Origin of the sequence: Mycobacterium innocens (assembly GCF_900566055.1) — a bacterium.
GTDB lineage: Bacteria > Actinomycetota > Actinomycetes > Mycobacteriales > Mycobacteriaceae > Mycobacterium > Mycobacterium innocens.
In genome coordinates this window covers 1-11,936 of sequence record NZ_UPHQ01000001.1, presented here as the reverse complement: position 1 = coordinate 11,936, position 11,936 = coordinate 1, and the positions used below count along the sequence as shown (strand labels likewise).

General features: G+C 66.0%; 9 protein-coding genes and 2 pseudogenes. 6 read left to right on the top strand and 5 right to left on the bottom strand.

Annotated elements, in window-relative coordinates:
• The first annotated feature begins 136 nt into the window (after nt 1-136).
• From EET03_RS00055 to EET03_RS00045, 3 genes are all read left to right on the top strand, one after another.
• Entirely contained in the window at nt 137-967 is an 831-nt protein-coding gene (locus EET03_RS00055; protein WP_075541537.1) for an alpha/beta fold hydrolase, read from the top strand.
• A 114-nt stretch (nt 968-1,081) separates the two neighbouring features.
• Entirely contained in the window at nt 1,082-1,462 is a 381-nt protein-coding gene (locus tag EET03_RS00050; RefSeq protein WP_075541536.1) for a hypothetical protein, read from the top strand.
• A gap of 151 nt (nt 1,463-1,613) precedes the next feature.
• On the top strand, nt 1,614-2,990 hold the full coding sequence (locus EET03_RS00045) for an acyltransferase family protein (protein WP_082274484.1): 1,377 nt from the start codon (nt 1,614-1,616) through the stop codon (nt 2,988-2,990).
• 64 nt (nt 2,991-3,054) lie between these two features.
• On the opposite strand, the gene EET03_RS00040 is transcribed toward EET03_RS00045, so the two are convergent.
• Complete coding sequence (locus EET03_RS00040) at nt 3,055-3,525, bottom strand: MarR family winged helix-turn-helix transcriptional regulator (protein ID WP_099193875.1); 471 nt, start codon at nt 3,523-3,525, stop codon at nt 3,055-3,057.
• Nucleotides 3,526-3,602: 77 nt separating this feature from the next.
• Here EET03_RS00040 and EET03_RS00035 point away from each other — a divergent pair, with 77 nt between their 5' ends.
• Nucleotides 3,603-4,544 carry an extracellular catalytic domain type 1 short-chain-length polyhydroxyalkanoate depolymerase gene (locus EET03_RS00035; protein WP_075541534.1) on the top strand — a complete coding sequence of 314 codons (942 nt, stop codon included), beginning with the start codon at nt 3,603-3,605 and terminating at the stop codon, nt 4,542-4,544.
• Between the two features lie 34 nt (nt 4,545-4,578).
• Here EET03_RS00035 and EET03_RS00030 read toward each other — a convergent pair whose 3' ends face one another.
• Complete coding sequence (locus tag EET03_RS00030) at nt 4,579-5,571, bottom strand: ABC transporter ATP-binding protein (protein ID WP_075541533.1); 993 nt, start codon at nt 5,569-5,571, stop codon at nt 4,579-4,581.
• 3 nt (nt 5,572-5,574) lie between these two features.
• Entirely contained in the window at nt 5,575-6,624 is a 1,050-nt protein-coding gene (locus EET03_RS00025) for an ABC transporter permease (protein ID WP_075541532.1), read from the bottom strand.
• Nucleotides 6,625-6,893: 269 nt separating this feature from the next.
• Here EET03_RS00025 and EET03_RS00020 point away from each other — a divergent pair, with 269 nt between their 5' ends.
• Together EET03_RS00020 and EET03_RS00015 are read left to right on the top strand one after the other, a co-directional pair.
• Nucleotides 6,894-7,271, top strand: a complete 378-nt coding sequence (locus tag EET03_RS00020) for an STAS domain-containing protein (protein WP_075541531.1) — start codon at nt 6,894-6,896, stop codon at nt 7,269-7,271.
• Between the two features lie 213 nt (nt 7,272-7,484).
• On the top strand, nt 7,485-9,257 hold the full coding sequence (locus EET03_RS00015) for an N-acyl-D-amino-acid deacylase family protein (RefSeq protein WP_075541530.1): 1,773 nt from the start codon (nt 7,485-7,487) through the stop codon (nt 9,255-9,257).
• A gap of 447 nt (nt 9,258-9,704) precedes the next feature.
• Here the strand turns inward: EET03_RS00015 and EET03_RS00010 are convergent.
• Both EET03_RS00010 and EET03_RS00005 read right to left on the bottom strand, forming a co-directional pair.
• Nucleotides 9,705-10,663: pseudogene (locus EET03_RS00010) on the bottom strand (dipeptidase).
• Nucleotides 10,664-11,083: 420 nt separating this feature from the next.
• Nucleotides 11,084-11,936 (bottom strand): annotated as a pseudogene (locus tag EET03_RS00005) (HNH endonuclease signature motif containing protein); the annotation flags it as partial.

Sequence of the window (11,936 nt, the reverse complement as noted above, 5' to 3'; positions counted from 1 at the left end):
ACCATCGAACCCACCGGCCAAGCCGCCTAAACCAACTCAACATCGCCTCAGCCCTACTCCTGGGTGCGAGATCTCCTCACCTCGCATCCAGCTTTCGTGCGCCCAAATCACCTTGTTTTCGGATCAGGAGTCATCCATGTCGACGATCGACATTAGTGCCGGGACTATCCATTACGAAGCAACCGGACCCGCCAACGGCCGGCCCGTCGTGTTCGTGCACGGGTACATGATGGGCGGTCAACTATGGCGGCAAGTCGCCGAACGGCTTGCCGGTCGGGGTCTGCGGTGCCTGGCGCCGACCTGGCCGCTCGGGGCGCATCCGGAACCCTTGTGCGCCGGCGCGGACCAGTCGATCAGCGGTGTCGCCGGGATCGTCGCCGAATTCCTTACCGCCCTCGACCTGGAGGATGTGGTGCTGGTTGGCAACGACACCGGCGGGGTGGTCACCCAACTCGTCGCGGCGCACCATCGCGAGCGAGTCGGCGCTCTGGTGCTCACCAGTTGCGACGCGTTCGAACACTTTCCACCAACCATCCTCAAGCCGGTGATCCTCGCGGCCAGGTCCAAGCCGCTGTTTTGGGCCGCCATCCAAACCATGCGGGCACCGGCGGCACGCCGGCGCGCCTACGACGACCTGGCGTACGCCGACATCGACGAACTGACCCAGGCCTGGGTGCGGCCCGCGTTATCCGATCCGCGGGTTGCCGAAGACCTGCGCCACTTCTCGCTGTCGCTGCGCACGGAGGTCACCACCGGCGTCGCCGCCCGGTTGCCCGAGTTCGACAAGCCGGCGCTGATCGCCTGGTCGGCCGACGACAAATTCTTTGCGCGCGAGGACGGTGAACGCCTGGCCGCGACCATTCCGAATGCCCGCTTCGAGTTGATCGAGGGAGCGCGGACATTCTCGATGGTGGACCGGCCAGATCGGCTCGCCGATCTGCTGTCCACGGTCGCCGTGCGCACCTAGCACGCACCCCTGTCTCACTCGTCGCCGCCCGCCCCACGATCCCGGACAAGCTTCGCCGAAAAAGTTGGCGCGGCAGCACCGATACGGCACTAAAACGGCATAGAATTCCGCTTTGTGACGACCCCGTCGAACCCCTGGGGCGACGAACGACGGAGACTCTCGCATCAGCTTCCGATGCGCGATCACTTTTTCGGCCGTCACCAGGCACGACGACTCAGCCGCCGCTTCGCCCGGGTGGGCGTCGAGATCCCACCGGGACGGCTACGGGAAATGCTGGCCGGCACGCCGGTCTCAGACGACGAAATGACAAGTGTCAGTTTCGCTTTGATCGCCATCCGGATAAACCACGAAAACCGGGTCGCCAAGATGCGACGCCTTCAGCGCTGTTGCCGGCAGGCGTTGATCTCGGTCGGCCTGGCCATCGTCGCGTTGAACTTCCTGCTCTGCATCGGATACCTCTTCCTGACGTTGACCCAGCACGCGTCGTCGTGGTGAATCACCGCCGCGCCGGGCATCGGTCAGCCCGCCCTGCCCTGCGGGAAGCGAAGCGATAGCCGCCAACACCGAACTCCCGGTAGCCGTACCCAGCCGGAACGGGTAGAACTACGCAGGCCTGGCGGTGCGTCGATCCGCGATGCTCCCCGACATGACAACGCTCATCCGCTTTCCCAGCCCCAGCGAACTGGCCGCCCGCACCCCGCCCGACCGCGACCGCGCCATCGACGTCATCCGCATCACGGCCCTGCTTGGAGTCGTCGTCGGCCACACAGTGATGGCAATCAGTGTCATCCGCGGCGGCGTACTCATCTGGGACAACCTGCTGACCACCTCGGCGGTGTTCCAGGCGCTGACCTGGATCTTCCAGATCATGCCGCTGTTCTTCTTCGCGGGCGCGGCGGGCTGCCTGACGTCGTGGCGACCCGGCACCAACTGGGGCGACTGGCTGCTGAAGCGCTGCAGCAGGCTGTTTCGCCCGGTGTTCTACTACCTCGGGTTCTGGGCGATCGCCCTGATATTGCTGTATCCGGTACTGCCCCAGCATGTTTACCAGCCCGTCGCCGGCATCAGCATTCAGTTGCTGTGGTTTCTCGGCGCCTATGTGCTGGTGCTGGCCGCGATGCCGGTGCTTTCTCGAATCACCACGACGGGGCGTCTGGCCGCCGGCGTGGCCACGGTCTACGCGGTCATCGCGGTCATCGACGCGGTCCGGCTGCACTGGCCCGCCGCTGCGGCGCTCGGCTATCTCAACCTCACGGTCTGGCTCATTCCCGGCATGTTCGGCGTTGCCTACCGACACCGCTTGCTCTCCGGGAGCGCCGCGCTGCGCACCGCCGCGGCACTGTTCGCCGTCGACGTCGCGCTGCTTCGGTGGGGGCCCTACGAGCTGAGCCTGGTCGGCATCGAAGGGCAGCGGCTGCCCAACATGAGCCCCCCGTCGCTGCTGCTGGCCGGTCACGCAATCACGTTGAGCGCGTTGGCCATTGCCGCAGCACCCGGGATCGCTCGATGGGCCCGCCGGCCGCGAGTGTGGTGGTTGACCGCGATCGGCAATACCGGCGCCATGACGTTGTACCTCTGGCACATGCCGGCACTGCTGGGGGTGCAGCTGCTCTTCGACATCGCCGGCCACCCCCGCTACCCGGGACAACCCGGTTTCCTCACGATCAGCGTGCAGCAGCTGTTCCTCATGGCCGGCGTGATGGCAGTGCTGTTCGTCATGCTGCGGCCGCTGGAGAACAATCCGCTGCCCGGCTGGGATGGCGCACCCGCCATCACGTCGCGCTGGCAGGGGACGGTAGTGGGCATGCTGCTGTGCGTGGCCGGGGCAACGATCCTGGCCGCGGTGAAGTGGGGCCTCAAGGACGACGGGCTTGCCTGCGTGGCCATCATGCTCGGCGCGCTCGTGGCTGCTCGGGCCGTGGCCGCAGCGCGGTGGGCAGGGCCTGCCGTCAGCGGTTGTCGCCGAGACGTTCCCGAATTGGTCACGGCTTCAGAAGGATTGGGCGCTCCTCAATGCGGCTAGCGCACGCGGCACGATTGAAGCCAGGTATTGTCCACCTGGTACTGGTGTGACGGGTGGCCTAATCCTAATGTGACGCCGCGTCGGGCGCCTCGGCGTCCGACGCGGCGAGCAGCATCTGCAAGCTCTTCCGAAGCTCGGCCAGGCGACGCCGCCCCAGGATCTGTGTCCAGCGCTCTTCCACATCGATCGCATTGGACCGCATCACACCAAGCGCCCGGCGACCTCGGGGCGTCAGCTGGACGAGTCGGGCCCGCGAGTCCGCGGGGTCAGATGCCCGGCTGACATAGTCGTGGCGTTCCAGTGCCGCAACGGCCTGGGCCACCGCCTGCCGGCTAACGGCCAGGCGCTCAGCCAGATCCGAGGCATGCAGGCTCCCGGCGGCCAGGGGCACCAGCAGCACCGCCTGCGCCGGGCGCAACCCGTCGAGCCCGGCCGCGGCGAATGCCGCTCTCAACTTCGGCGCACCGGTTGCGGCCAGTAGCTGGACCAGGGCCGGCACCGTCGGTTCCCACTGGGCATCCAGAAGACGTCGCATAGCCGAACAGTGTCGCACCCACTGCCATATTGACAAGCTGCTTGTCATTCTGCGGGCTTGGTGCCACCATTGAGCTCATGGCCTCCGGACAGGTGTGGGTGCGCATGACGGTGCTGCTGGGCGCGCTGGTGATGTCGGTGGGCGGGTGCTTTGGCCCCGGGCACGCGACCGGAGCCCCCGAGCCGACGACGATTCCCACCGGCCAGTCCAGCCAGAACATCCAATGGGGCGGCGACAACCGGACTTTCAATCTGTACCGGCCGCCGGAACTTCCCGATGCGGCCCCGCTGGTGGTGATGATGCACGGCGGCTACGGCAACGGCGCACAGGCGGAAAGGGCCTATCACTGGGATGCCGAAGCCGACCGCGGACATTTCCTGGTCGCCTATCCCGATGGCCTCAACCGCGCCTGGAACGCCGGATCGTGCTGCGGCCTGCCGCAACAGACCGACGTCGACGACGTCGGTTTCATCACCGCCATGGTCGCCGCCATCGGGCGGCAGATACCTCTCGACACCACCCGTGTCTATGCCACCGGCATGTCGAACGGAGCCATGCTGGCGCTTCGGTTGGGTTGTCAGACGGACATTTTCGCCGCCATCGCGCCGGTGGCGGGCACGCTGTTGACCGATTGCTCACGCGCACAGCCGACGTCAGTTCTGCAAATCCACGGCACCGCCGACGAAAGTGTTCCCTACGCCGGTGGACCTGGTAAAGCCTTGACGGCCAACGGAACTCCTCGTGTCGACGGCCCATCGGTGCCATCGGTGAACGCCACCTGGCGGAGCATCGACGGCTGCGGACCGCCGTCGGCCAGCACTGCCGGGGTGCTGACGACCGAAACCGCCGGGTGTCCGGAGGGACGCACCGTCGAATTGATTTCGGTAGCCGGGGCCGGCCATCGGTGGCCCGGCAGCACCCGCAGCCCACTGCTGGAAAGGCTGGGCCTGCCCGAACCGTCGACGGCGCTCGACGCGACCGAAACCATCTGGCAGTTCTTCAGCGGCCACCACCGCTAACGCTAACGGCACGTCGGTTGGGCTCGACGAAAAATCAGTCGCCGGCCAGCTCGCGGTGCTCGATCAGGTCGCGCAGTCCACCGGTGCCGAGGCGCTCCCGGAAGGCCAGCGCCGTATAGCCGACGGCTGTCGCGTCGGTGCGGGCTCGCACGGTCGCCGAACGTGGCAGGTGAAACAGCACACCCATTTCGCCGAAGTAGTCGCCGGGTCCGGCGATTTTCACCAATTCCTCGCCGCCGTCGGCCAATTCGTGCACGATCTCGAACTCGCCTTGGGACACCACGTAGATCTGGTCACCCATCGTGCTCTGCTCGAACAGCACCTCGCCGGCCTTCAGCTGCACCGTTTCGGGCGTCCGGTTGGTCTCGGTGAAGTCCGGCGTCAGCTCGACCACGCGATCGGCCATCGGCAGCATCCGGCTGTCATGGGTCGCGACCACCACCACGCGATCCCCGTCGGCGAGTTCGCGGATCAGCCGCAGCACCTCCTCCACCTGGATGAAGTCGAGGTGCGCGGTCGGTTCGTCGGCCAGGATCAACGGCGGATCCAGCGCGATCGCGCGGGCAACCGCGACCCGCTGCTGCTGTCCGCCACTGAGATCGCCGGGTCGATGTTTCATTCGTTCGGCGAGATTGACCCGGGTCAGCAATTCCTCGGCGCGCTTACGCGAGGCGGCGCGCGACATTCCGGCTGCGCGCATCGGAACCATCACGTTTTCCAGGGCGGTGAGGCTTGGCACCAGATTGAAGGCCTGAAAGACGATGCCTACCTTGTCACGCCGGTATTTCGCCAGTGCGGCGCCCTCCAGCGTGGTGATGTCGACGTCTTCGAATTTGATCGCACCGGACTTCGGCCGCAGGATGCCGCCGAGGCAGGACAGCAATGTCGTCTTCCCGCAGCCGCTGGGCCCGAGCAGGATTACCAGCGAACCGGCCTCCACGTCGAGGTTCAACCCATTGATCGGCCGCAGTGCGTACCCGCCGCTGTAGTACTCGACGACGAGGTTCTGAATGCTGAGATCGCTCACCGCTCAAGGACCTCCGAACGCGAGCGCGGGATCGACGGTCACGACGCGCTTCAAACCGGCGAGGCTGGCCAGCAGCCCGATCACGATCGCCACCACCGGCAGCGCCAGGTAGGCCCAGGCGGGCACGGCGACGATCATCGGAAACAACGGCGCCAACAGTTTCGACAGGATGACGCCCACCACCGCGGCGAGCAGCGAGACGACCAGTGCCTGCAATGCCAGCCCCGCCATGATCGAACGTGTCGGCGTGCCTATGGCTTTGAACACCGCGAAATCGCGCATGCGCTCCAGCGCCGAGAGGTACACCACCGATCCGACGATCAGCGCTGCCACGATCCATAGCAAGACCGCCACGATGGAGATCGAATTCACCGCGACCCGCAGCGGGCGTACCAAGTCGTGGACCGCGCCCGCGCGGTCGTATGTCTGATAGCCGTCCGGAAGCCCCCGGGGTGAGCCGTCGATCCCGATGGAGGTGACCATCGGCTGCCCGTTGTAGGCCAGTTGCTGTAACCCCTCGGTGGTCAGGAAGATGTTGGGGATCTTGGCCAATGCGGTCGAATTGGGCACGATACCGACGATCCGCAAGGTATGCGCACCGACCTGCAGGGTATCGCCGAGGCGGCGGCCCAGCGTGCTCGAAACCGCCACCTCGTCCGGCTTGGACGGCGCGCGGCCCTCGAAGACCTGCGGCATGCCGGGCCCATGCTCGGGCGCGCCGAAGGCGGTGACGTTTCGCGTCGAGGTGCCCTCTTTCATGATCGTCCCGACGCAGCCCAGCGGTGCGGCGGCCGTGACGCCAGGCTCAGCGGCCACGCGGGCCAGGTCAACATCGGGAAACGGCGTCGAACCCAGGAACGGCCCGGCCGCGCCGGTCTTGACCACGAATTGGTCCACACCCATCGAGTCGACGGTGTGCTGGGCCTCGACCCGGAAGCCGTTCGCGAGTCCGGTCAGAACCAGCGTCATCCCGAAGATCAATCCGGTACTGACGACGGCGATGACCAGGCGCCGCTTTCTCCACTGCATGTCGCGCAGGGCCGCGAAGAGCATTCCCAGAACCTACCAATGTCCCCGTCGTCCCGGTCCGGGTTTTGTCCGGGACGGCCGCGTACCGGGCCGGCGACCGCGCCGAACGCCACGGGTAACATGGGCGTTCGGTCGCCAGTGGCATCCTCAGGCGCCATCGTCATGGTGACATCGCGCCGCGGTTTGGCTGCGCGGGATCGACGATCGACAGGGTTGAGACAACAGCCCCAGGCTTTAGTAGTGGTTGTCTGGGAACGAGCGGTGTCCCACCAGCAACGGATGTGAGATACAGCATGATCGAACAATCTGGCGATCCGGTAACTCCGACGGCTTTCGGCATCGAGAAATCCCAGACAGATCAGGCGGTCGTGCTGGCCGTATCGGGTGAAGTGGACATGCTTACCGCGCCGCAGCTCGCCGAGGCGATACAGACAGCGCTGGCCGCGGGCCCCCCGGCAGTCATCGTCGACCTGTCGAAAGTGGACTTCCTGGCCTCGGCCGGGATGACCGTCCTGGTCACCGCTAACGCTCAGGTGGTGCCACCGACCCGTTTCGCAGTCGTGGCGGACGGCCCGGCCACCAGCCGCCCGATCAAACTCATGGGCATCGATTCGGTGTTTCCCCTCTACCGGACACTCGATAGCGCACTGAGCAGTTTTGCCGGCGAGTGAGGCTTTCGCGGCACAAAGTGTCGCCCCGGCCAGGCGCACCGCCTGAGTGAACCGACCGCTGTCGTCCGACGACCGGTTTTCATTGACTCAAGCGATTGCGACGCCTACCGTCGACACATACGCTACGCACCGTCGCGTAATGATGGTTGGGAACCGGGTTCGCCGCCTGTTCGCGTCGCAGCCGGGCGACCAGGAAGAGACTCAGAGGGACGCATGTTCGATCTGAAGATCGTCGGCGGCACCGTCGCGGACGGCACCGGCGCGACACGATATCGCGCCGATATCGGAATCAAGGACGGTGCAATCGTCGACGTTGTCCGCCGCGGATCCAACGACCCCGCGATGGATGGCTTGCAGATGGCTGTTGCCGCCGAAACCATCGATGCGACAGGCCAATTGGTGGCCCCTGGCTTCGTCGACATCCACACCCACTACGACGGACAAATGAGCTGGGACGGCTTGCTCGAGCCGTCGAGCGGGCACGGGGTCACCACGGTGGTCACCGGCAACTGCGGGGTCGGGTTCGCTCCCGTCCGCCCCGGCCGCGAGGACTGGCTGATCAGGTTGATGGAGGGTGTCGAAGACATTCCCGGCACCGCCCTGACCGAGGGCATCACCTGGGGCTGGGAGAGCTACCCGCAGTACCTCGACGCGATCGGCGCCCGCACGTTCGCGATCGACGTGGGCAGCCAGATCCCGCACGGGGCCGTGCGCGCATACACCATGGGTGAGCGCGGGGCCCGCAACGAGCCGGCAACCGCTGACGACATCGCGGCGATGAGCCGACTGGTCACCGAGGCGGTCGAAGCCGGCGCACTCGGCTTTTCGACATCACGCACGCTGGCACACCGCGCGATGGACGGCGAGCCGGTGCCCGGCACCTTCGCCGCCGAGGACGAGCTGTTCGGTCTCGGCCGCGCCATGGCAGCAGGCGGCCAGGCCGTCTTCGAGCTCGCCCCGCAAGGGGCGGCGGGCGAGGACATCGTCGGGCCCAAAAAGGAGCTCGACTGGATGCGGCGGCTGAGCGCCGAAATCGACCGGCCGGTGTCGTTCGCGCTCATCCAGGTCGACGCCGACCCGAACCTGTGGCGCGAGCAGCTGGACCTGTCTGCGGCCGCGCATGAGGCGGGCAGCCGGCTGCATCCGCAGATCGCAGCGCGCCCGTTCGGCATGATGATCGGCTTCCGCGGGCACCATGCTTTCGGCCATCGGCCCACCTACCGCCGGCTGATGGCCGAATGCGGCCGCGACGAACTGGCGCAGCGTCTCGCCGACCCGGCGGTGAAGGCCGCCATTCTCGCCGAAAAGGATCTGCCCATCGACCCGACGGTGCTTTTCGACGGCATGTCCGCCTTCGTTCAGCACGCACTGGGACGTCTTTACGCGCTCGGCGATCCGCCCGACTATGAGCCCACACCCGACCGTACGGTCGCCGCGATCGCGGAGGCGCGGGGAGAGGACCCGCTGGCGACCCTCTACGACCTCATGCTCGAGGTGGACGCGACTGCCATGCTGATGCTGCCGTTGTTCAACTACGCCGACGGCAATTGCGATGCCATCCGGGAGATGATGTTGCATCCCGCCGGGGTACTGGGGCTTTCCGACGGCGGCGCCCACTGCGGGATGATCTGTGACGCTTCATATCCCACGTTTCTGCTGACACACTGGGCACGCGACCGTCGCCGCGGCGAGCAGTTGCCGCTGGAATACGTGATTCGCAAGCAGTCCCGCGACACGGCGTATCTGTTCGGCCTCACCGACCGCGGCACCATCGAGCCCGGGAAGAAGGCCGACCTCAATATCATCGACATGAGCGCGCTGACACTGCATCCCGCGGCGATGGCCTACGACCTGCCGGCCGGTGGCCACCGAATCTTGCAGGCCGCAAGCGGATACACCGCCACGATCGTCAGCGGTACGGTCACCCGTCGCAACGGCGTAGACACCGGGGCCCGGCCCGGCCGTCTGGTGCGCGGCGCGCGCTGACGCGTCTCCTTGGGCTTGGTCCCGGGGGCGGCAGAGCCGTCGGTACGGCCGACGGCGACTCACTGGCAATTCGTCGGCTTACTACGCGGTTTGCAGCACTAGCTTCGCTTGCTGAGGGTCAAAGTTTACGATCTCACCAACTTGGCGTCCGGGCTACGATGAGCGCTACGTTCGCGAATTGATTCAGGCTTCCGTCCAGTTATCGCAAGGCTTGCGCCAGGTCGCGGCGACGGGCGAGATCTGTTGGGAGTTCTGGCTCTAACAGTCCCTGAAGGTGGGACCGGCGTGGGGATCCCCGGCGCGGTCGGTCAAATCGCTTCCGGCACGGCGGCGGTCGCGGACGGCCAGGATACCGCCGGCAAGTGCCTGAATTATGAGTCTGCCAGTGCACAACGGTACGGAATGTGGGCGGCGGTAACGCTCGTTTGATCGGCGGGTTACTTAGGCTTAGGAGGCGTGCCAGGCGTGCTTGGCGCCCGATAGAAGTTTGCGCCGAGAACGGCGTTGATGTCGGCGTGGGTCCATCCCCGCTGAGCAAGATGCTCGCCGAGCTTAAGCAGTGTTTCGGGTGTCATCCACGGGATCGGCCCCCAACGGGTGTAGCTGTCGTCGAATAGGTGCGGGTTGCGGGCGAATTCATCGATGACGTCGGCGTAGTCGAAGGAGAAGTCGGTACTGACACCGACGTGGTCGATGCCCACCAGGTCGACGGCGTATTGGAGGTGCTTGGTCATCGCCTCCATGGTAGGGGTATTGGGTCCAAGGAAGATACCGACGCTGGTGATTCCGATGACGCCGCCAGTGGCCGCGCAGGCCCGGGCCTGATCGTCGGTGATGTTGCGGGGGTGATCCCAAACCGCCTGCATGCACGAATGGCTGTAAACGACTGGGCCTGTGGAGACCTCACACATGTCTAGTCCGGTGCGGGCACTGCAGTGCGAGCCATCCGGAACAATGCCGACGCTGTTCATCTCGGCAACAATTGCGCGGCCTCAGTCGGTCAGACCGCCATCGGTGCTGTCGAGGCAGCCGCTGCCGCCCCGATTGGCGTGGTTGTAGGTGAGCAGCAGGGTGCGCACCCCGAGGCTGGCCAACATCGACAGGTTGTCAAGGTTGTCGTCAAGCGGGCGTGAATCTTCGAGGTCAAACACCACCGCGATGCCGCCAGCACCGGCAATCGCCTCAACATCGTCGGTGCCGGCCGCCAATTCCAGGGCGGGGCGGGCAGCGACAGCAGCGCGATAATGGCGCGGCAGCGCCGTCGCGTCGTTGAAGCTGTGTGGCGAATATCCCGCGTTGACCGATACCAATACGTCGGCGCGGTGCTAATAGCGGATCAGCGGGTCGATGGCGGTGTCAGTCCGAAGTGGCAAACAGGTGTGCTGGTCCCACAAGAGCGATGTCACGGATACCGATACTGCACCTCGACCAAAAGGCGGGGTTGGCGATCCAAGCGCCGTCAGGGCTCGACCGGGCTCTAGATCTAGATCTAGATCTAGACACCTCGCTCGTCGAGGCCGAAGTTGTCACGATCATCGCGGAGCAGCAGGCAGTACGAGCCAGGTACCCGCTTCGGCATCTCGCTACCAGTTTCCCGCGCCGCCTGCCCTTGTCAGCGGCCTTGGCCCGAGTTGGCTCACGGTGGTGCGCATGTTGTCGCGGTTCGTGTGGAGGGCGTGGCGGGTCGGCGGCGGTGCCGGTGTGGTTGTCGGCCTCGATTGTTCGCGATGGCCGTTGCTGCGCGTATCGCGAACGAATTCCATCGTGCGCCAACGTGTTTGGGTTTCAATACGGTGTCGGTGGTGACCGGCCCGGGGTAGCCACCGCTAGTTGTTTGGTGGTGGTGGTTGGGGTTGGAAGGGTTCATACCACCACCATTGGGCGCGCTCGCCAGTAGGTCCGGGGTAGGGCGCCACCGCGGGTGGGGGTTGGGTGGGCGCGCCAGCGATCCTGGGCGCAGCGGTCGGCCGCAGTTGTCGGTGACGATGGGATTGTCTGCGGGTCCGGTGATGGTCATGACGCCACGGTGGTGGCTGCGGTGGTGATAGGGGCAGAGCAGTACCAGGTTGGCCAGCTCGGTGGCGCCGCCGTCTTCCCAGTGCCGAATGTGGTGGCCGTGTAGACCACGGGTGGCATCGCAACCGGGGACCGCGCAGGTGCGGTCGCGGTGTTCGAGGGCGCGGCGTAGCCGCCGGTTGATCAGGCGGGTCGCGCGGCCGGCACCGATGAGTTGGCCGTCGCGTTCGAACCAGACTTCACCGGTGGCATCACAGCTGAGGTAGCGGCGTTCGGCGTCGGATAGCAGCGGACCCAGATGCAGCGCCGCAGTGCGCTGCTCAACGTCGAGGTGCACCACCACGGTGGTGTGCTGCCCGTGGGGTCGGCGGGCCACCTCGGCGTCCCATCCGGTTTCGACCAGGCGCATGAACGCCTCGAGCGTGGTCGGCAACGGCGGCGTGCTCTCCGATGCGGCGTTGTCGTGATCGTGTTTCCACTCGGCGATCAGCGCGTCACGATGAGACGCCAAGGCGGCGTCGAACTTCGCCGCGTCATCGTGCGGAAGTTTGATCCGCCAACAGCTGAACTCCTCGGTAGAGGTCTTGGTGATCGAGGGCTGCGGTTGCGGTCGAGGATCGGGTTCGGGTCGCGGTTCGAGTTTGACCGCGGTGCGCAGCTGGT